Here is an 18,992-nt window from a genome sequence, read left to right as displayed (position 1 = left end):
TCTTTAGAAGTGAAAACAGACAATTATTATGTCTTAATTTTGAAAGTTTATTTCCTGGAAAAAAGACGGGGCCTCTGCTTAAGGTAAGCGGTGGCCCCGTCTTTTTTCCAGGCAGGATTGCGAACCGTTCTTTTTCCTTGCCGCCTTTTTTTTGATACACTGATTGAGTTGCAAAATTGTTTATCATTGGAGGAAATGATGTCAAATCGAAATAAAGGAATTTTACTATTATTATTATCAGCGTTTGGTTTCTCCCTGATGGCGGCGTTTGTCAAGTTGTCGGGGGATGTGCCGACGATCCAGAAAACCTTTTTCCGGAATATCGTCTCTGCATTCATTGCATTCGGTTTTGTCCGGTACCATAAGGAACGTCTGTTTGGAAAAAAAGAAAATCAGAAGCTTCTGTTACTGCGTTCTAGTTTAGGGGCTGTCGGTATTGTGCTGTTCTTCTATGCAATCGATCATCTTGTACTGTCAGATGCCGATATGCTGAACAAGCTGAGCCCGTTTTTAACCATCATCTTTTCGGCACTATTCTTGAAAGAACGGACGCGCGTCTTTCAGGTGGTGGCGATCATCATTGCGTTCATCGGGACATTGTTCATCATCAAACCCGCATTTTCCTTTGATGTCATTCCGTATGTTGCTGGCGTACTTTCCGCCATTTTTGCCGCAGGTGCCTACACGGTGCTGCGAGTACTCGGGAGCAGGGAGAAGTTTTATACGATCGTCTTTTACTTCTCCTTCTTTACAACGGTCGTGCTGCTTCCGTTTGTCATCGGATTTTATGAGCCGATGAGCGTGAAACAGTGGGTTTACCTGTTATCTGCAGGTGTATTTGCGACAGTCGGTCAGTTCGGTATTACGATCGCGTACAAGTTTGCACCGGCAAGGGAGATATCGATCTTCTTCTACTCGACTGTTGTATATTCCGCTCTCATCAGCATCTTCCTGTTCGGACAGATTCCTGACGTATACAGCATCATTGGGTACATTGTGATTTTTGGGGCGTCATTGTACATGTTCCTCAAGAATAATGAAGCAGGTAAAAAACAAGCAGCATGAATGAAACCTATCCATCACATGATGGATAGGTTTTTTACGTTGGAAAAATGAAACATTTCCCATTTTTCAACCGTATATATACTAACCGTACTAAAGACAGGAGCGAGGAAAATGAAGGTGGCTTTACTCATTATTGGAGTTGGTTTGGTTATCGCTTTGATCATCATTGTGGTAGGCATTAGGCAGAACGCGGGGAAAAAGGATCCCAACTATCTGTTAAACTATTTAAAACATCACGAGAATTGGAGTTTAACGGTGATTCGGAATGGGGAAACGCTCGTGTCCGTCAGGGAAGATGAGATGTTCCCGTTAGCAAGCGCGATGAAGACAATCGTGGCCATTGAATATGCGAGGCAATGCGGCGAACAGAAATTGGACCCTTCCCTGAACGTTTCCCTGGAAGACCTTGATCGATACTATATCCCTGATACGGATGGGGGAGCACATGAAGAATGGATTACGTATTCCAAAGAAAAGGGACTACTGCTTGGAAACACGACTAACCTTGAAAACGTAGTGAAAGGGATGATCTTATTCAGCTCCAACGCCAACACTGACTATTTGATGGAGCTTCTTGGAAGTGAGGAAATCAACAGATCAATGGACGAATTGGGGATTGAAAAACATGAGGCGCTCTACCCTATCTCCGGATCCATGCTGATTCCAACATATTTTAAAATGAAAAATCCGTCTTTTACGGATGACTATATCGAGTCGAAGATTATGACGATGTCAAAAGAAGAATACATACAAACAGCTCAAACCGTTACACACTCATTAAAAAATGGAGGAAAAGATACGTACATAGAAAATTGGCACAGTAGTGAGCCCCAGCAGAAGATATGGTCCGACAGACTGACCAGCAGTACTACTTTTGAATACGCATCACTCATGGGGAAGCTAAATTCTAAGCGTTATTTTAATAAAGAAACACAGAAGTGGTTGGATTCAGTCATGGAAGGTCTTATGGAGAATCCTATCAATCAAGAGTGGTTGAAGCATGCCGGACAAAAAGGGGGATCGACAGAGTTCCTTGTCACCAATGCTGCGTATGCCACAGACAAAGAAGGTAATTCAACGGAGATTGCCATCTTTTCAAACGAGTTGGAACCTGGGGAATTAGAAAAGATCTCAGGAAGTTTGAATTCATTCATGCTCAATATTTTAAGAGAAGAAGATTTCCGAAAAAAGCTGTTAGAGTTATAATGTAAGTAAATGGAATTTCAGTGAAGGAGAGGTGGTTTCTAATGGTCCTCCGTGACACGAAATGGGCATCATGGGCACTTGCCCTGTTATCAATCGTCATCCTGTGCAATGTATTATTGTATCAGCCTGCCGTGCAGCAGTTCCTGGCCATTGAACTTGAAAGTAGTGCAGTACTTGGATCCTTAGTGGATTTAGTCATCATTTCACCTGCACTTGCCTATGCAGCTTTTAAAGTATCAAAGAAGCAGGCGGTCGGATTCGTCGTATTAGGATTGGTCATAGCAAGAGTTATCATCCCTGAAGAATTCTTTGCACCCTATACAATCCTTCTGTACTCCGGGATAAGCTTCGAAGCCTTGTTCTTTCTGACAGAACTTGGTCTGATCTTCCTTCTCCTCAAGAGAATTCCAGTCATCCGGGCTGAAATGAGATCATCGGGAACAGGACCGATCTTCTCATTCCTTCCTGCCGTGGAAAGAAAGGTAAGCAGACTTCCTCTTATCCGAATCGTGGCCTCTGAGATTCTGATGGTGTATTACGCCTTCTTCAGCTGGAGAAAAAAAGTCCCACTCATGACGGGGTGGTTACGATGCATCATAAGACCAGTGCCATCGCCATGAATATCATGCTCATTCATGCCGTTGCCATTGAAACAATAGGTCTTCACTGGTGGTTGCACTCCAAAATTCCCGTCCTGTCATTCATTTTGCTCGTTCTAAACGTGTACAGCATTCTTCTCGTACTGGCCGAAATCCAAATTACACGATTGCATCCTGTGGAAGTGAAAAATGCCGAGATGCACATTGCTCAAGGACTGAGGCAACGATTGATTTTGTCCTTATCAAACATTGACCGAATAGAATGGGGAGAGAAGAAACCAAATAAAGACACTATGGTCTTTATGCAGAAAGACTTTGAAGAGATTCATCCTCAATTGATCCTGTTCTTGAAGGAGCCTGTCGAAGCGACCCAGTTCATGGGTAGAAAGGAAGAGGTGTTTAAAGTGGCTATGAGAGTCGATGATCCAGAGAAATTGAAGGGGCTGTTAAACCAAAATGAAGAAAGTGCCTGACTGTTTCAGGCACTTCCCATCTCTTACCTCATTCGATGAACCCAGTCACATTCCCCGATCATCGACTCATCATGAGTGACCATGATGGTGGCGATATTTCTTTCTTTCGTTTCTTTCACTAATAATTCCACAACGGATTTCCCCCGTTCCCTGTCGAGGCTCGCAGTAGGTTCATCGGCAAGGATCAGCTTCGGTTCATTCATGAGGGCTCTTGCGATGGCGACCCGCTGCTGTTCGCCGCCTGAGAGCTGTTCAGGGTAATGGGAGCGCCGTTCATCAAGTCCAAGATGAGATAATAATTCTACTGCCCGTGCCTGAAGGCGGTCCTTCTGTCTTGTGAGCTTCCCGACGAGCAATAATTGTTCTTCAACCGTCAAGAAGGGAACAAGATTGGATTGTTGAAAGATAAAGCCGATTTCCTTTAGGCGAAGGGATGTTTGCTCTTTGTTGCTCATGTCGTGAACATTACGTCCGTTTATGATCACTTCGCCACTTGAAGGGCTGGTCAACGCCCCGATGATGGAGAGGAGTGTGCTTTTTCCAGAACCGGAAGGCCCCAGGATCGCACCGAACTCCCCGCTGTAGACCATCATTGAAACATGATCCAGTACTGTGAGCCGTTCTTGTCCCTGTCTGTATGTCTTCGTAACCCCGTTTAATTCCAAAATCGATGTCATCTTATTTCACTCCTCCGATTGCTTCTAAGGGATCTACATTCATAATGCTCCTAAAGGATAGGAGAGAACCGATCCAAGCCATGGCTAGAATCAAACCATTGTTTAACAAGATCATTCCGGAAGATATTTCAAACGGGACATCTCCTGGAATTAGTTGTGTCAAACCATACGTAAGGGTATTTCCTGCTAGGATTCCGAAGGTCGAAAGAATGGAAATCTGGACAAAAAGGGCACGGAGCAGAATGCCTGTTTTTGCCCCGATTGCTTTCAGCACACCGTATTGATGGAGCTTTTGCAGTGTCATGACATAGAAGAACGTAGCCAGGACAATTGCAGAAATGATGAGCAAAAAGATCACCATCATCTTTAAAGACCCCTGTTCAGCTGAAAAACCCGGTACGTTTGAAAGAATGTCATCCTTGGATGCCTTGTCCAGATTGGAAGGGATATCTTCCCCTTCATGGTCTTTGAAGAGAAGTGCCTGGTATCTAAGGTCATCACCAAGCAGATCCTTCCACGTCTCAATCGACGTGAACATGACCGGCGTATGCCCATAACTAAAGCGTTCTTCCGTAAATCCCCTGATGATCCATGTTTTCTCCCCGTAGGTGAAGGTGTCCCCTGGTTTATACCCTTCTTTTTTGAGAGCAGGGTCTGCAAGGAGCTCATAAGGAGCAAGTTTCACGCTTTCTTCTCCGTCAGGCATGAATGGGCTCTCAGAATCTAAGGCGAAGAGGCTGATATTCACGGTTTCCCCGTCATGGATCATTTCCACCATCTTTAATCCCAGGGGAGAGCCTCCTTTTACAGCGTCGATATCGTCAGGGGTCATCATAGAGCGTTCAAGCTGATGTTGATCGCTTTCTTCGACTACGTATATGTCAGCGGTCATGTTCTTTATGGCAGAGGCGTTATCCACGGACAAACCATTGGCCAATCCGGATATGGATAACACCAGGCTGGTTATCAATGTGATGATGCCTGTAATCAATAAGAACTTCATTTTGGCATAGCGAATTTCTTTCCATGCAAGAAACAAAAAAATCACCTTCCCTTTCATTACTTCCCCTTCATCATAAAAGGGAAGTATGAACGGAAGATGAACATCAGATTAAGGAAGCGTCACTGTAAAGGTGGTCCCACCGTCAGGAATGCTCTCAACATGAATGTCTCCGTGATGGAGGGAGATGATTTTCTTCACGATGGAGAGACCCAGTCCGCTGCTGTTTCGTTCCTGACTGCGTGCTTCGTCCACTTTGTAGAAACGGTCAAAGATCTTCCCCGTATGTTCTGGAGGAATGCCGATTCCGGTATCCTCTATCCTAAACATGATGCCTTTTTGTTCCTGTTGAAGGGAGAGACGGATTTCACCTTCAGGTGGAGTATATTTTATGCTATTAGATAAGAGGTTCTCGAATGCCTGGTAAAGCAGGTCTTCGTTTCCTGAATAGATCACCTCATCCGCCTCCAGTGAGAGGGCAAGGTCTTTTTCTTCCCACAGCCACCTCGTTTGGCTTATGAGAGTGTGAAGCATTCCAGTCAAGTTAACAGATTCACGCTTGATGGCTCCATGATCCTTATCAAGAGAGGCAAGGGTCAAAAGCTGTTTGCTTACCTTGGACAACCGGGTGCTTTCAGATTCAATCACCTTGGTGTAGGCATCATGTTCCTCTTTGGAAAGGGAAGGGGAACGCAGCAGATTCGCATATCCTTTCATGGATGAGAGGGGTGTCTGAATTTCATGGGACACATTTGAAACGAATTCCTGACGCATTTGTTCTACCTGCATCAGCTGCCGGCTCATGAACATAAATGACCGGGCAAGTGTCCCGATCTCATCCTGTCGGTTCTCCTTCAGCTCTATGGAGTAATCCCCATCGGCAATCTTCTTTGTAGCGACGGTGAGCTCCCTGATCGGTTTCACTAAATACCTTGTACTGAAGAAGACAATCAGCATACTTAGTGCAATCGTCAGGAGGAGCAGTACAGCCAGGAGAATGTGGATCTCATTGAACTGCTGCTTGATGTCCGGTCTCATGAACATGGCATATGGTTTCCCGTCGATTTGAATCGGGACACCGATCGAGTTTGACAACTCGTTTGAGAAAAATCCTGTTACAAATGTGGTAGCGGGATATTCAGCCATGCCATGGTATGTATTGCCGTTCACTACATTCTTTATCACTTTGGACGACAAGGTTCGATTCCGAAACTCCTCTCCATAAAATGTTCCGTCTCCCTCTCCATCGGTTACATAAAATTGATAGCTGAGTTTTGCCGTCTTTTCAAAAAAGGTGGACTCGTCCATGGAGGCTGCTTCGAATAGGTCCACCACGTCATGGGCGATTTCTGCGTTTTTTTTATCATTGGAAGGTTTTAAGATCTTCTGGTAGTAAAGATTCGAGCCAATAAAGGCGATCACGCTGCTTATCATCATAATGAAAAGGGTGACTACAACGATCCGGATATAAAGGCTCTTCATTTGTGCACCTCCAATTTGTATCCGACTCCCCGTACGGTTGTGATTGTAAAGGAATGGGAAGAATCCCGGAACCGTCCACGCAGTCTTTTAATATGGACGTCGACGGTTCGGTCGTCCCCTTCAAAGTCCATTCCCCATACATGCTGGATCAGCTCATCCCTTGTAAAGGTCCGGTATGGAAAACTGGCAAGATAATATAGTAGTTCGAATTCCTTGAGGGGGAGAATCATGGTTCTCCTCCCGGCCTTTACCTCATAAGATCGTTTATCCAGGGTCATGTCTCCGAGGCGGACGGTTTGAGAACCAGCGCGTTCGAATCGTCTCAAGATTGCCTGGACCCGGAAGAGGAGCTCTTCCTTCTCAAAGGGTTTCACCATATAATCATCGGTCCCTGCCTGGAATCCTTTTGCCTTATCCTTGATACTGCCCCTGGCCGTCAACATAATGATCGGGATATCATAGTCTGACCTTATTTCTTCTGCCAGCTGAAATCCGTCTTTATTCGGCATCATCAGGTCGACAATGGCAAGATCGACGGTTTGATCGAGTAGAGTGACGGAAGCCGCTTCGCCGTCTGGTGCCTCTGTCACCATGTATCCATTTTGCTCCAAATACACACGAACGAGCTTTCGGAGATGTGGATCATCATCAACTACAAGGATCGATATCATAACGGCACCTCATTTCTGTAAACGATTTTTTATGATTTCACTTTAGCACAAGTGAAGGAGAGGAAACCAATTTATGACGAAACTCCCTCCCTTTGGATATAATAATAAGAAAAATCATCCTTTTACCCATATCTTTTTCCCATACTTATCCGTTATAAGCATGAGAGGATGCAAAGGAGTGAAGACAATGCAAATGAGGTCGGTGTACAACAGGGACGCTGAGGCGATGGAGGAAATGGTTCCAAAACTGTTACGATACTGTTATTTTCTGACGAAGGATAAATGGGACGGGGAAGATCTTGCCCAGGAGTCTGTTTATAAAGCACTCAGCCGATACCCTGATTCTCAGGATTGGAGTTCTGCGTTACTGAAGAAAATGGCGTATCATCTTTGGATTGATAAAGGACGGAAGGAAAGCAGGGAAACCATCGGTCCAGTTCCCGAGTCGACTGTCGAACATCTTTCAAAAGAGTGGGTCAGTCCCGATATGATTGAAATGATGTCCCATAAGCTGACTCCAAAGCAGCTGATTTCCTTCGTATTAAAGGAAGCCTTTCAGTACAAGATTTCTGAAGTGGCGGATCTATTAAATTTGACGGAAACCGCTGTAAAGGCCTTGTTGAACCGTTCCAGATCCAAACTGAAAAAGATTTCAGGTGATGATGAATGGGGAGAAAGTGAATCATATGGTGAGGTTCCTCTTCAAAAAGAGTTAAACGCCATTTTATATCGGAGCCTGAAAGCACAGGATCCCAGTCTCCTTATCGCCTACATCCCGACGCTGATCGCCAATGGTACAACAGTCCACATGATGGCACCGGCATCTTCATCGTCTTCAAACGTCCTCTCAATGGCGGCATAACGAATGAGGGAGGAAAAAATCATGAATACAATACCTTATGTGATTGAACAATCAGGTAAAGGAGAGCGCTCCTACGATATTTACTCACGATTATTAAAGGACCGGATCATCATGGTGAGTGACGAAGTAAATGATCAGATGGCCAATAGTATCGTGGCTCAATTGCTATTTCTCGCTGCGGATGATCCCGAAAAGGATATCTCTTTATATATCAACAGTCCGGGGGGCTCGACTTCCGCAGGATTCGCGATCTTTGATACGATGGAGTATATCAGCCCGGATGTACGGACGATTTGCACGGGAATGGCGGCTTCATTCGGGGCGATGCTGCTTCTTGCAGGTGCGAAAGGGAAACGATTTGCCCTGCCGAACAGTGAAATCATGATTCATCAGCCATTAGGCGGGGCAAGGGGGCAGGCGACTGACCTTGAAATTTCTGCAAAGCGCATCCTGAAATTAAGGGAACATATCAATGAAATCATCGCTGAGAAAACGGGGCAATCCGTAGAGAAAGTTGCCTTTGATACTGATCGTGATTATTTTATGAGTGCATATGAAGCCAGAGAATATGGGATTATTGATGAAATTATAGAGAAGAGTAAATGATGGTGGGAGGAACGGTCGATGTGGCCGTTCTTTTTGTTTTGTTCGGCTTTAACGACTGGACATGTACCTGGTATATATCACTGGATGTGTACCAGGTACAGCCGTGGCACAATTATTAAGAAAAATATGGTAAAATCGACTGTGGATGAGAAGGAGGGTATAGAATTATGACGCTGATGATTTTATTGGGATTTATATGTGTGTTGTTTTTTATGAGAAAGTCCGGAGGGAAAACATATAGAATGAAATGGGTTGTTTCGCTCAATAAGCACAATTGGTTTCAAAACCCTTGGTTGATTGGTGCTTTTCTATTTGGAGTGAACCTCCTATTATTTGGGGCAACGGGGTTGATATTATATGGTATCACCTTCATGATGATTCCATACGTTCACCTTGTGATCATGGTGGGGGCAGTTGTTTCCAGTATCATCGTGTGGCAATCGATTGTTTATGCGAGAGACTGGGGGAAAGGTGAGAGGTTGAAAGCGGGGTTGGTGGGAAGCGGTTTTTATTTGTTTCTGTTCTTGTTTATCCTCTATAAATGGATGACATATGTCCCTCAGTATCCAGGTGAAGACGAATTCATGAGTACAATCGGTTTTTTCATTGGGGAATTGGTAACGGGTATGGCGTTCATCATTTGCTTTGTGATAATGGTTTTTCTTCCAGTTGATAAGCGTGTTTAGGAGAATGGAGATTTCTTTCTTTTTCTGATCCATTCTATTATCCTTGTAGAATAGATACTGATGAAAATGAGGTTTTAGCATGAAAACAATACATAGCGATGTGATTCAATTTCGTGGATCTCATTACGATTTTGGTTATTTGCAGGGAGAAAGAATAAAGGATTCGATTACGGTCAGGAATCGGGAAAATCAATGGAAAGTACGTAAGCCTCGCTTTTCCATCAGCATTGAGGAAGCAAAGGGAGCAATCAAGCGATTTGCCCCAGGGATCTGGGATGAACTCTTTGGCTTACAGGAAGCACTCCAGTGGCCGATGGAGCGGGTGCTGAAGGAGTTTGGCGGCTACCGGGTGGATTATGTGAAGTCCGGGTGCTCGATCATGACGGGGAACGATTATCTGATCAGAAATTATGATTACCATCCCAAAACCTATGAGGGACGCTATACGTTCTTTCAACCGACGGATACAGGATACGCGATCATTGGTCCAAGTCAACGTGTGACCGGCAGGATGGACGGCATGAACGAAAATGGCCTGGCATTGGGGTATAACTTCATGCACCGGAAAAATCTCGGTGATGGTTTCATCTGCTGCATGATTGGACGATTGATCCTCGAATCGTGTAAAGATGTTATCGAAGCCATTGACATGTTGAAGGAGATCCCTCATCGGCACTCATTCAGCTATGTTGTGAATGACAGGAGGGGGGAAACGTTTATCGTGGAAACCTCACCGCGTGGGGTAGAGGTAAGGCAAGAAAATGCGTGTACCAATCATTTTGAAATCATGACCCACGAAAACAGAAATCACCTGGTCGACTCGAAGCGAAGATTGAGCATCCTTAAGGAAACGGGTGAACACGACGCCCATAGTGCCTTCCGATTAATGAATGACAGTGATAAAGGGGTATTCTCTGATCTTTACGGTAGCTGGGCCGGCACGATACATACATCGGCATATTTTCCGAAAGAAATGAAAGCATGGTTTGCCCTTGGCGGGGATCGGGAGCCTGTTATCTTTGATTTTGACGAATGGCTAAAGGGTAAGAATGTTGAACAGGAGAAAATGACAGGTAAAGTGGATACTGATATTCCGTTTGTTCATATGGATGAGGGAGCGGATTGGTTCGGGAATTAAATGTAGGACTTCAGGTTTACTCCTGGAGTTCTTTTTTTGTGTATGGATAGAGACGAAAATTCCATTTTACTAGAAGAATTTTTCTGTTTTTTCCTTAAATGTAGGGCTTTTAGTCGGTTTTACGTTATTTTGCAATAGTGACAAAATAGTCACATAGTTTTTGTATATTGAATCAGTATAATAGAACTAGAAAGGTTTTGTAGGAGGGATGAGAATGAGTTATCAAAAGAGAAATTGGCTTGAACGATTGAGAAAGATGAAGGGGTATAGCCAAGAAGAAATTGCCTATTTAGTTCATATCGACAGGTCCTACTATTCAAAAATTGAAAGTGGAGTTAGAGTACCAAGCAGGAGACTGGCAGAGAATTTGGCAGACTTGCTGAATTTTCACGTTTCCGTATTCGAGTTAGAGGAAAGTCCCTTTCATTTCGCCCTGCAAGATTCCCCGATGGTGATTGCCCATTTTGATTTAGAGTTAAGATATACATGGATTTTTAACCCACCTCCGGACTTCGATCCTGTTTTAGTAATTGGTAAGCGGGACGTGGAATTAGAAGATAATGATGGTACCAGGGAATTAATGAGATTAAAGCAAGAGGTCATTAACGTTCGTACATCCATTAGAAGGAAAATCTCTTTCCCATTATCCGATCAAACATATGAATATGATGTTACCTGCCATCCTTTATTTAATCATAAAGGTAAACTGATTGGAGGAAGCTCTGCCTCCACTCAGCTGATTAAAGAAGATGTAAAGGCAACGGATTATGAAATTCCCTCCTGATAAGATTGTCCAATTGAAGTGAGAGAGGGGTATACACATGCATGATTCTGTCTTAACGAACTTATTATTGAATTTTTTATTTATTGTAGTGGGACTCTTGCTATTCGCCCTCTATTACGATGTGACAAAGAAGCAGCCTTCTAAAGGAATCGTCATCATGCTTTCTACGATTACGATCCTGTTATGTGTGATGTTCAGTCATAAGCTTACAAATGGAGTTTATGTCGATTTAAGAAGGATACCCTTTTTTCTGGCCAGCTTATATTTTGGACCGGCCGTATCATTTGTTTTGATGATCATCATCATAGCGTTACGCTACTTGATCATTGGGAGCGGTCTTATCCATTTAGTGATCTTGAACTATTTTATCACTTTTTTAATTTTGGCAGCCTTTTCAAAAGGTTTCCTACGGGCCAAGAAAAAAGTGAAAATGTTCTTTACCGTTGCCATCTGTTTTAGCATGACGATCTTTAACCTCTTGTTTGGCTATATCAATTCAGCCGAAATTTCAGTGGATGAGTATCTTTATCTTGTGATCATTCCTTTGGCTGCCACCATGATTTCTGTGATGATAGCGGAAATGATACGGAAAGTAATGATGCTGAGAAAAACATTTTCTCAACATGAAAAGCTGAAAGTCGTGAGTCAACTGGCTGCAAGTATTTCCCATGAGATACGAAATCCCCTAACTTCCTCCAAAGGATTCCTGCAGCTTGTACAAGAAGAAAGAAACGAGAAAACACAGAGGGAATTTATTGAGCTGTCTTTAAAAGGGATTGATCAAGCCACACATGTCATAGAGGAATATCTGACGTTCACGAACTCAACTCCTGATAAATTGGAGAGTATCAATGTAAAGCACTCCATCCTTGAACTGATCGAAACCCTAAAGAGTGAGGTTGGACAAGTTTCATTCCACAATCAGCTTATCGATGATGTGTATGTGAACGGTCAACGCAATAGCTTTAGGAAATGCATTGGAAATATACTATTAAATGCCATAGAGTCCATGCCTCATGGTGGGGAAGTGTCCATTACCATGGTTGAAAAAGAAAACCTTTTGATTTCCATTTCTGATTCTGGGCAGGGGATGACGAAGGAACAAATTCAACGATTTGGAGAACCCTTCTTTACGACAAAAGATGAAGGAACGGGACTTGGGCTGATGGCAGCCACAATCATTGTTCATTCCATGAAGGGGAAAATCGGGGTCGAAAGTGAACTCAATAAGGGTACAACGGTTACCATTGAATTGGATAAGTCCCTGAAGACAGAGGCAGGGTGAGTATAAAAAAGGAATCCCGGTAGATATGGGATTCCTTTTTACTTTGTTAAACAAACTTCACGATATCATCATAAGGACGGCGTGATTTAGGTGCAGGTTCATTGACACGGTAACCGAATGCAACCATGACAGAAATGCTGAAACTGCCGTCTTCAAGTAAGCCTTCCTCATCCAGGAGCTTATTCATTTTCTCAATGTCAAAGCCTTCGATCGGGCAGGAATCAACCCCGATCTGGGCAGCTGCAGTCATCATATTTCCAAGGGCTAAATAGGTCTGCTTTCCAGCCCAGTCGTATAGAGGACGATCGCCTTCTAGTAAATCGAAATCAACCTTCTGGAACTGTTCGATCCGCTCTAAGTACTTTGCCAAATGATCTTCAGGCATATTCTTTTTATTTTTAAAATGATCCTGTAAATAGTCTGAATCGTACTTGGTATCTTTCTTAGTCCTTGCAAGGATGACGACGAAATGACTGGCTTCCGGCAGTTTTCCGTACGCTCCCCAGGCCGTGTTCTTGATCTTCTCTCTCAGTTCAGGTTTTTGGATGACCACAAATCTCCATGGCTCGAACCCGAATGAGCTTGGTGACAGTCTTCCTGTTTCCATAATGAACCTGAAATCGTCATCGGACACCTTTTTATTCGGATCAAATTCCTTGGTTGCATGTCTGAAATGATAAGCATCTAAAATGTCTTGCTTGATTTGATCTTTTGTAGACATCAAACATTCACTCCTTCTCCATTAATTCCAACATGCTTAACTTACCACAAGACCTGAAGGATAATCATGTGATGTGTTTGGAAGAACTTTTTTTCGGTAAGGTGAAACGAATGGTTCATTGTATCCGTAAATATGGAAAAGAAGATAAAGGAGATGAACTGGATGGAATTTATATGGCTGATACTTGCCGGGCTCGGGGCACTTTTTCTATTCAATTGGCTGATGGGCTACAGAAAGGAACATATTCAAATCGATTTTGAAAATCGTTATGTTAAAGAAAAAGAATATATAGACGCCATCAAACGAGAGCTGGGAAAACAGGGGAGAGACGTAGAATATATGGGGAACAGGAAATTCGTGATTGACGGTCGGCCATATTTGTTTATTGAACGGAATGTTTCAATGGGAGGAGTACCTTTGCAACGGACGATATTAAAGCCTGTGAAGAGATAGGTTTGTGGATTATATATGGAGTTGGGAGGAACTAATATTGGGTATTATTGAAATAAACAGAGTCTCGGAGTTTGATATAAACAAAGACATTCATCAACCCTTACAGCAGTTATTATGTGAGTGCTTCGGAAAGGATTATCCGGAGGACAGGATCTATTTCAAACAGAAGCCACACTTAAGATTTCTGGCATATGTAGAGGAGCGTTTGGTTGGGCATATTGCATGTGATTATCGGGTAATGAATCTGAATGGACGCAGAATCAATGTCCTGAGTCTCATCGACGTGTGTGTCTCTGCAGCCAACCGTTCCCGGGGCATCGCCTCACAACTACTGAAGGAAGCAGAGGGATTCTGCCGCAATCGGGACATCGACTATATCTTATTATTTGCTGATCATCCAAATGTATATGAAAGAAATGGTTATAAAAAAGTTCAAAACCGATGCAAATGGTTAAAGATCGATGACGAAACTCAAACCTCTGCCGGCATTGGGTATGAAGTAATCAATGAGCTGATGGTGAAAGCGGTCAGTGAGAAAGGCTGGGAAGAGGGCGAGCTTGATCTATTAGGGTATCTTGGTTAGAAGAAGAGTTTCATATCATTCATTAAGAAAGAGGTATCTGGCTTCCAGATGCCTCTTTTCTTGTTAATGGATAAACCTATTTGGGGATATCCAATCGAAAATTCCACAAAAATATGAAACTTTGATTGACATTTTGGGGGTGAAGGGAATAAGATGAACATATAATTTGCATTAGGGAAACTTTTTAATACAAAGACAATATAATTTACCGGAGGAATGAAACATGTCCGAAGTCAAATCGATGCTTCTTTCAGAATGTAAGCCAGGAGATCGAGTTCTTATAACATCATTATCATTAGAAGGTACGATGAGAAGAAGATTATTGGATTTAGGATTTGTGAAGGGATCCGAAGTTGCGGTCATTCAAAAAAGTCCACTGGGGGATCCCATGGCGTTTCGGGTGAGCGACACTACGATTGCCCTGAGAAAAGAAGAAAGTTCGAGGATTCATGTTAAGAAATTAGGAGGTGCGTAACAATGGGATCATACAGAATTGCCCTTGCAGGAAATCCAAATACGGGGAAAAGTACCTTATTCAATCTGTTGACGGGTTTACGACAGCATACTGGGAACTGGCCGGGTAAAACAGTGATTCATGCAGAAGGTGAGTTTAAACATAATGGGACCGATTTCACCATTGTTGATCTGCCCGGGACCTATTCCCTCTACTCCAATTCAACAGATGAAGAGGTGGCGAGGGATTACATTATCTTTGATAAACCGGATGTGACGCTTGTTGTACTTGATGCCACGTCCCTTGAACGAAATATGAATCTTGCTCTTCAAGTGATGGAAATGACGGATCGGGTCATCGTAGCCTTGAATTTAATGGATGAAGCGAAGAAAAAGGGAATTGAAGTAGATAGTGAAGCACTCCGCGAAAAGCTTGGTGTTCCAATAGTGAAAATATCGGCTAGAAATAATACGGGAATAAAAGAGTTATTAGATACTGTCCATGAAATGGCAAGTGGAAATGTACCGACCACTCCATATCGGATGACGTACTCAAGTGATATTGAAAAAAAGATTGAAGAGCTGGCTCCGAAGGTACGGCAGATGATCGGGGAAGAGTTTCCGATTCGATGGATTTCCCTGCGTTTATTGGATGGAGATGAAAGTATACTCAACTCGTTGAACGATTACTTCCGGAGGGAACGTAAGGGAGGAGGAATGACAAATGTCTCAATCAATGCAACCACATGAAGGAGATCAGGGCCTCGCGTATTTATTCAATCATGCCAAAGGGATGTCGAGTGACAACCTGCGGGATGAGATTGTAGAAAACATTTATTCGACGAGCAGAGGGATCTGTAAGGAAGTCGTTAAGTACAAAAATAAAGACAGAATCCATTCAGAAAAGCTTGATAAAGTGCTGACTTCTCCGATTTGGGGATTTCCCATCATGCTTGCCATGCTCGGTGCGGTCTTCTATCTGACAATCGCGGGGGCGAACGTCCCTTCAAGCATGCTTGCAGAAGGGTTCGCCTGGATGGAAGGTCAGCTGACCCTGCTATTCAGTGCCATGAACGCACCTGAGTGGCTGCATGGTGTGCTCGTTCTCGGTTTCTTCAGGGGTACCGGCTGGGTAATCAGCGTCATGCTTCCCCCTATGGCGATTTTCTTCCCGGCTTTTGCGCTGCTTGAGAACTATGGATATTTACCTCGTGTTGCATTTAATATGGATCGCCTCTTTAAGAAAGCAGGAGGACATGGAAAGCAATCCTTGACGATGGCAATGGGATTCGGCTGTAATGCAGCCGCCATCATGTCGACCAGGATCATTGAATCTCCAAGAGAACGGATGCTTGCCATTTTGACGAATAACTTTGTTCCTTGTAATGGACGTTGGCCGACATTGATCCTGCTCGCTTCCTTATTCATGGCAGCAGGATATGCAGGGGGAATGGCTTCCCTTGTGACCGCCGGAATGGTCATGACCATGGTGTTGATCGGAATTGTCGTGACGATTTCCGTGTCGTGGATACTGTCCAAAACGGCACTTAAAGGAGTTCCAACGCATTATACACTTGAGTTACCCCCATACCGTCGTCCGAAAATCTGGAGTACGGTTTTGCGCTCGAGTAAAGATAAATCCTGGTATGTGTTAAAAAGAGCTGTGATCGTGGCAGCACCCGCTTCAATCATCACGTGGATCATTGCCAATATCAATATCGGCGACACGAGCATTCTTATGCATTTCGTCAATTTCCTTGATCCATTCGGTCAGGCTCTCGGCATGGATGGGTTCATCCTGGCAGCCTTTATCATCGGCCTGCCGGCAAATGAAATTGTCGTACCGATCCTGATCATGGCCTATCTTTCTCAAGGGGCGATGCTTGAGCTTGATGATCTGACCGAATTAAAAGCGGTTTTCGTCAGTCACGGTTGGACTTGGTTAACGGCACTGAATATGATGCTCTTTTCCCTGCTCCATTTCCCTTGCGGAACGACCCTTGTGAATATTTACAAGGAAACGAAAAGCAAGAAATGGACGTTCATGTCCTTTGCGATCCCGACAGCGATTGCGATCGGGGTCACATTCCTGGTGGCGACCATTGTCAGGGCATTGGGCTGGGTATAAAACAACTGGAGAAGCAAATCCTTTTTTATAGGGATTTGCTCTTTTTTGTTTCTGAAAGGTCTGAGCAAAAGTGTTACGATTGAAGAGTGCATACGGCAGGATTACAAGGAGATCACGATGAAAGAACAAGAGTATGACAAATTACTGAATATAAAAACGGGTGATCGCCAAATAGGCTTCCACAGATCCTTTCACTATCATCGTTATGAACCTACTCCCTATGCGGCACTTGAGGAGTTATTTCAGCATTATGAACTGAAACGAAGGGATCGGGTCGTGGATTTCGGATGTGGGAAAGGACGATTGAACTTCTTTATTCACCACCTTTTTCAAACGACGGTCGTCGGTATGGAAATGAACGACGAGTTTTACGGGGATTGTATGAAGAATCTTTCGACCTACCGTGAAAAAACAAAAATCAGGAATGATTCGATTTCCTTTTGTCATTGCCTGGCTGAGGACTATGACATTCACCCGGAAGACAATCGCTTTTACTTTTTCAATCCGTTTTCTGTACAAATATTTATGAAAGTAATCAATAATATTCTCTCTTCTGTGGAAGCCTTCCCCCGTGACATCGAAATTCTTCTATACTACAGCTCGGATGACTATGTTCATTATCTGGAGGAACATCCGTTATTTCAACTGCGTAAAGAGGTATCATTAACGGGGCAATTTGAGCAGAATGCATACGAACGATTCTTGGTATATGGATTGATGTACTAATCAGAATTTTTGATTTATCCGCTTTCATATCGGAGAATGAAAGGGAAGACAGAAACAGAGTGGAGGCGGATTTGAGTGAGAATATTAGTTGTAGGTGCAGGTGCAGTCGGTGGTTACTTCGGAGGTAGATTGGCAGAGAAGGGCGAGGACGTCACGTTTCTCGTGCGGGATAAAAGGGAACATCAGCTGAAAGAACATGGACTTCACATCGAGAGCGTTCATGGTGATTTTCGCTTTCAGCCGAAAACCATTAAAGCTGAGGAAAAAGCAGAGCCATTTGATGTCATCATTTTGTCGACCAAGGCTTATCATTTAAAAGGGGCAATCGATGGTCTGACCCCTTTTGTAGGGGAAGACACGATGATCCTTCCATTATTGAACGGAATGTCACACGTCGACGACCTGATTGAAGCCTTCGGGGAAGAAAAGGTGTTAGGGGGCTTATGCTTTGTCGAGTCAACATTGGACGAGACCGGTAAAGTCATTCAGACCAGCCCTATCCATGACATGGTGTTTGGAGAGAGGAATGGAGAACGGACTTCAAGAATCGCCAGGCTGGAAGAAGCTTTCTCTGGGACGAAAGCGAACTTTCGTTTATCCGATGCCATCGAGCAGGAAATGTGGCATAAATATCTCTTTATCACCACTCTTTCAGGTGTGACGTCCCTGTATCGTGCCCCGATCGGTCCGATCCGGGAGACCGGTGAAGGAGAACGGCGGATCAAGGCGGTCCTTTCACAGGCAGCGAGGGTCATGAGAAAGTTGGACGCTCCTCTTGCAGAAAACATTGAAGACGCTCTTTACGATAAAATCAGCGGAATGGGCTACAGCATGAAGTCTTCCCTGCAGCGGGATATGGAGAAGAATCTGTCCGTGGAGGCCGATCATTTATACGGTTATTTACTGGAGGCTTCAGAAGAACAGGGTGTAGAGGCACCGGGTTTACGGTTGATTTATGGGAATTTGAAGATTTATGAGATTGCGAGTCAATGAGAATAGGGGACATCGGATGCCTTTTGGGGGTGTCCGGTGTTTTTTTGATGGGTGGGTTCAGCAGGTGAAAAAGCGGAAGAATTCAGCAGCTGAAAACTCTTGGAAAGTCAGCAGCTGAATCAAAAGCGGAAAATCAAATGAACAAAAAAGAAACCTTCCTTCATCCCAACCGTATATACTTATAGAACCTACTCTAATCATAAAGGAGGCCCGCTCATGAACAGACTCATCACAATAAGCGCCGTACTCGTCTCAATCGCCGCCATCACCATCTGGCTAACTACCAATGGCACCAATGCCCTCTCACTGCTTGCAGCCTATGGAATTATCCTCTCATTCCTCGTCTACTTTTCATTCATTAAATTTAAAAAAAGATAAAAATCGAGGGACGGACCTCCAAT

At 43.8% G+C, this 18,992-nt stretch carries 23 protein-coding genes; 18 read left to right on the top strand and 5 right to left on the bottom strand.

Translation table 11 applies throughout. The annotated features are described in order from the left end of the window. Positions 1–198: 198 nt before the first annotated feature. From NQ095_RS15530 to NQ095_RS15515, 4 genes are all read left to right on the top strand, one after another. Positions 199–1,065 carry a DMT family transporter gene (locus tag NQ095_RS15530; RefSeq protein WP_258264440.1) on the top strand — a complete coding sequence of 289 codons (867 nt, stop codon included), beginning with the start codon at positions 199–201 and terminating at the stop codon, positions 1,063–1,065. 111 nt (positions 1,066–1,176) lie between these two features. Further along, a complete protein-coding gene (locus NQ095_RS15525; protein ID WP_258264367.1) occupies positions 1,177–2,271 on the top strand; it encodes a class A beta-lactamase-related serine hydrolase in 1,095 nt (364 codons plus the stop codon). Between the two features lie 41 nt (positions 2,272–2,312). Then, positions 2,313–2,891, top strand: a complete 579-nt coding sequence (locus NQ095_RS15520; RefSeq protein WP_258264366.1) for a hypothetical protein — start codon at positions 2,313–2,315, stop codon at positions 2,889–2,891. After that, positions 2,861–3,343 carry a hypothetical protein gene (locus NQ095_RS15515; RefSeq protein ID WP_258264365.1) on the top strand — a complete coding sequence of 161 codons (483 nt, stop codon included), beginning with the start codon at positions 2,861–2,863 and terminating at the stop codon, positions 3,341–3,343. Before NQ095_RS15520 ends, NQ095_RS15515 begins: the two co-directional genes overlap by 31 nt. A 23-nt stretch (positions 3,344–3,366) precedes the next feature. Here NQ095_RS15515 and NQ095_RS15510 read toward each other — a convergent pair whose 3' ends face one another. From NQ095_RS15510 to NQ095_RS15495, 4 genes are all read right to left on the bottom strand, one after another. Further along, on the bottom strand, positions 3,367–4,020 hold the full coding sequence (locus NQ095_RS15510; RefSeq protein WP_258264364.1) for an ABC transporter ATP-binding protein: 654 nt from the start codon (positions 4,018–4,020) through the stop codon (positions 3,367–3,369). A gap of 1 nt (position 4,021) precedes the next feature. After that, complete coding sequence (locus NQ095_RS15505; RefSeq protein ID WP_258264362.1) at positions 4,022–5,059, bottom strand: ABC transporter permease; 1,038 nt, start codon at positions 5,057–5,059, stop codon at positions 4,022–4,024. A 72-nt stretch (positions 5,060–5,131) separates the two neighbouring features. Next, positions 5,132–6,502: an ATP-binding protein gene (locus NQ095_RS15500; RefSeq protein WP_258264361.1), complete on the bottom strand. Its 1,371-nt coding sequence runs from the start codon at positions 6,500–6,502 to the stop codon at positions 5,132–5,134. Further along, positions 6,499–7,173: a response regulator transcription factor gene (locus tag NQ095_RS15495; protein WP_258264360.1), complete on the bottom strand. Its 675-nt coding sequence runs from the start codon at positions 7,171–7,173 to the stop codon at positions 6,499–6,501. Before NQ095_RS15495 ends, NQ095_RS15500 begins: the two co-directional genes overlap by 4 nt. Positions 7,174–7,360: 187 nt before the next feature. Between NQ095_RS15495 and NQ095_RS15490 the strand changes: the two genes are divergently transcribed. From NQ095_RS15490 to NQ095_RS15465, 6 genes are all read left to right on the top strand, one after another. Beyond that, positions 7,361–8,035 carry a sigma factor-like helix-turn-helix DNA-binding protein gene (locus NQ095_RS15490; RefSeq protein ID WP_258264359.1) on the top strand — a complete coding sequence of 225 codons (675 nt, stop codon included), beginning with the start codon at positions 7,361–7,363 and terminating at the stop codon, positions 8,033–8,035. Positions 8,036–8,038: 3 nt separating this feature from the next. Next, positions 8,039–8,641 (top strand): ATP-dependent Clp endopeptidase proteolytic subunit ClpP, encoded by a 603-nt coding sequence (clpP, locus tag NQ095_RS15485; RefSeq protein ID WP_309137651.1) that lies wholly within the window; start codon positions 8,039–8,041, stop codon positions 8,639–8,641. A gap of 167 nt (positions 8,642–8,808) precedes the next feature. Beyond that, positions 8,809–9,327 carry a hypothetical protein gene (locus NQ095_RS15480; RefSeq protein WP_258264357.1) on the top strand — a complete coding sequence of 173 codons (519 nt, stop codon included), beginning with the start codon at positions 8,809–8,811 and terminating at the stop codon, positions 9,325–9,327. Between the two features lie 79 nt (positions 9,328–9,406). After that, complete coding sequence (locus NQ095_RS15475) at positions 9,407–10,465, top strand: C45 family autoproteolytic acyltransferase/hydrolase (RefSeq protein WP_258264356.1); 1,059 nt, start codon at positions 9,407–9,409, stop codon at positions 10,463–10,465. A 214-nt stretch (positions 10,466–10,679) separates the two neighbouring features. Continuing rightward, positions 10,680–11,249: a helix-turn-helix domain-containing protein gene (locus NQ095_RS15470; RefSeq protein ID WP_258264353.1), complete on the top strand. Its 570-nt coding sequence runs from the start codon at positions 10,680–10,682 to the stop codon at positions 11,247–11,249. A 37-nt stretch (positions 11,250–11,286) separates the two neighbouring features. Then, positions 11,287–12,534, top strand: a complete 1,248-nt coding sequence (locus NQ095_RS15465) for an ATP-binding protein (RefSeq protein ID WP_258264352.1) — start codon at positions 11,287–11,289, stop codon at positions 12,532–12,534. 46 nt (positions 12,535–12,580) lie between these two features. Here NQ095_RS15465 and NQ095_RS15460 read toward each other — a convergent pair whose 3' ends face one another. After that, positions 12,581–13,255: an NAD(P)H-dependent oxidoreductase gene (locus NQ095_RS15460; RefSeq protein WP_258264351.1), complete on the bottom strand. Its 675-nt coding sequence runs from the start codon at positions 13,253–13,255 to the stop codon at positions 12,581–12,583. Between the two features lie 162 nt (positions 13,256–13,417). On the opposite strand from NQ095_RS15460, the gene NQ095_RS15455 reads away from it, so the two are divergent. From NQ095_RS15455 to NQ095_RS15420, 8 genes are all read left to right on the top strand, one after another. Next, positions 13,418–13,708: a hypothetical protein gene (locus NQ095_RS15455; protein ID WP_258264350.1), complete on the top strand. Its 291-nt coding sequence runs from the start codon at positions 13,418–13,420 to the stop codon at positions 13,706–13,708. A gap of 37 nt (positions 13,709–13,745) precedes the next feature. Continuing rightward, a complete protein-coding gene (locus NQ095_RS15450) occupies positions 13,746–14,291 on the top strand; it encodes a GNAT family N-acetyltransferase (protein WP_258264349.1) in 546 nt (181 codons plus the stop codon). A 223-nt stretch (positions 14,292–14,514) separates the two neighbouring features. Next, positions 14,515–14,766, top strand: coding sequence for a FeoA family protein (locus NQ095_RS15445; protein WP_258264348.1), 252 nt, complete (start codon positions 14,515–14,517; stop codon positions 14,764–14,766). Between the two features lie 2 nt (positions 14,767–14,768). Beyond that, entirely contained in the window at positions 14,769–15,494 is a 726-nt protein-coding gene (locus NQ095_RS15440) for a FeoB small GTPase domain-containing protein (RefSeq protein WP_258264347.1), read from the top strand. After that, on the top strand, positions 15,481–16,872 hold the full coding sequence (locus tag NQ095_RS15435; RefSeq protein ID WP_258264439.1) for a nucleoside recognition domain-containing protein: 1,392 nt from the start codon (positions 15,481–15,483) through the stop codon (positions 16,870–16,872). Before NQ095_RS15440 ends, NQ095_RS15435 begins: the two co-directional genes overlap by 14 nt. A gap of 117 nt (positions 16,873–16,989) precedes the next feature. Next, positions 16,990–17,598 carry an SAM-dependent methyltransferase gene (locus NQ095_RS15430; protein WP_258264346.1) on the top strand — a complete coding sequence of 203 codons (609 nt, stop codon included), beginning with the start codon at positions 16,990–16,992 and terminating at the stop codon, positions 17,596–17,598. 75 nt (positions 17,599–17,673) lie between these two features. After that, positions 17,674–18,591 carry a ketopantoate reductase family protein gene (locus NQ095_RS15425; RefSeq protein WP_258264345.1) on the top strand — a complete coding sequence of 306 codons (918 nt, stop codon included), beginning with the start codon at positions 17,674–17,676 and terminating at the stop codon, positions 18,589–18,591. A gap of 216 nt (positions 18,592–18,807) precedes the next feature. Continuing rightward, complete coding sequence (locus tag NQ095_RS15420) at positions 18,808–18,969, top strand: hypothetical protein (protein ID WP_258264344.1); 162 nt, start codon at positions 18,808–18,810, stop codon at positions 18,967–18,969. Positions 18,970–18,992 lie beyond the last annotated feature (23 nt).

It is taken from the genome of Rossellomorea sp. SC111 (assembly GCF_024733565.1).
Lineage (GTDB): Bacteria > Bacillota > Bacilli > Bacillales > Bacillaceae_B > Rossellomorea.
Note: the sequence above shows the minus strand (reverse complement) of the source record. Positions and strands in the feature narration are given on the sequence as shown.

Bases quoted from the DNA above. Each gene is read 5' to 3' on its own strand.
- NQ095_RS15530 (WP_258264440.1), top strand. From the start codon at position 199: ATGTCAAATCGAAATAAAGGAATTTTACTATTATTATTATCAGCGTTT.
- NQ095_RS15525 (WP_258264367.1), top strand. From the start codon at position 1,177: ATGAAGGTGGCTTTACTCATTATTGGAGTTGGTTTGGTTATCGCTTTG.
- NQ095_RS15520 (WP_258264366.1), top strand. From the start codon at position 2,313: ATGGTCCTCCGTGACACGAAATGGGCATCATGGGCACTTGCCCTGTTA.
- NQ095_RS15515 (WP_258264365.1), top strand. From the start codon at position 2,861: ATGCATCATAAGACCAGTGCCATCGCCATGAATATCATGCTCATTCAT.
- NQ095_RS15510 (WP_258264364.1), bottom strand. From the start codon at position 4,020: ATGACATCGATTTTGGAATTAAACGGGGTTACGAAGACATACAGACAG.
- NQ095_RS15500 (WP_258264361.1), bottom strand. From the start codon at position 6,502: ATGAAGAGCCTTTATATCCGGATCGTTGTAGTCACCCTTTTCATTATG.
- NQ095_RS15495 (WP_258264360.1), bottom strand. From the start codon at position 7,173: ATGATATCGATCCTTGTAGTTGATGATGATCCACATCTCCGAAAGCTC.
- NQ095_RS15490 (WP_258264359.1), top strand. From the start codon at position 7,361: ATGCAAATGAGGTCGGTGTACAACAGGGACGCTGAGGCGATGGAGGAA.
- clpP (WP_309137651.1), top strand. From the start codon at position 8,039: ATGAGGGAGGAAAAAATCATGAATACAATACCTTATGTGATTGAACAA.
- NQ095_RS15480 (WP_258264357.1), top strand. From the start codon at position 8,809: ATGACGCTGATGATTTTATTGGGATTTATATGTGTGTTGTTTTTTATG.
- NQ095_RS15475 (WP_258264356.1), top strand. From the start codon at position 9,407: ATGAAAACAATACATAGCGATGTGATTCAATTTCGTGGATCTCATTAC.
- NQ095_RS15470 (WP_258264353.1), top strand. From the start codon at position 10,680: ATGAGTTATCAAAAGAGAAATTGGCTTGAACGATTGAGAAAGATGAAG.
- NQ095_RS15465 (WP_258264352.1), top strand. From the start codon at position 11,287: ATGCATGATTCTGTCTTAACGAACTTATTATTGAATTTTTTATTTATT.
- NQ095_RS15460 (WP_258264351.1), bottom strand. From the start codon at position 13,255: ATGTCTACAAAAGATCAAATCAAGCAAGACATTTTAGATGCTTATCAT.
- NQ095_RS15455 (WP_258264350.1), top strand. From the start codon at position 13,418: ATGGAATTTATATGGCTGATACTTGCCGGGCTCGGGGCACTTTTTCTA.
- NQ095_RS15445 (WP_258264348.1), top strand. From the start codon at position 14,515: ATGTCCGAAGTCAAATCGATGCTTCTTTCAGAATGTAAGCCAGGAGAT.
- NQ095_RS15440 (WP_258264347.1), top strand. From the start codon at position 14,769: ATGGGATCATACAGAATTGCCCTTGCAGGAAATCCAAATACGGGGAAA.
- NQ095_RS15435 (WP_258264439.1), top strand. From the start codon at position 15,481: ATGCAACCACATGAAGGAGATCAGGGCCTCGCGTATTTATTCAATCAT.
- NQ095_RS15430 (WP_258264346.1), top strand. From the start codon at position 16,990: ATGAAAGAACAAGAGTATGACAAATTACTGAATATAAAAACGGGTGAT.
- NQ095_RS15420 (WP_258264344.1), top strand. From the start codon at position 18,808: ATGAACAGACTCATCACAATAAGCGCCGTACTCGTCTCAATCGCCGCC.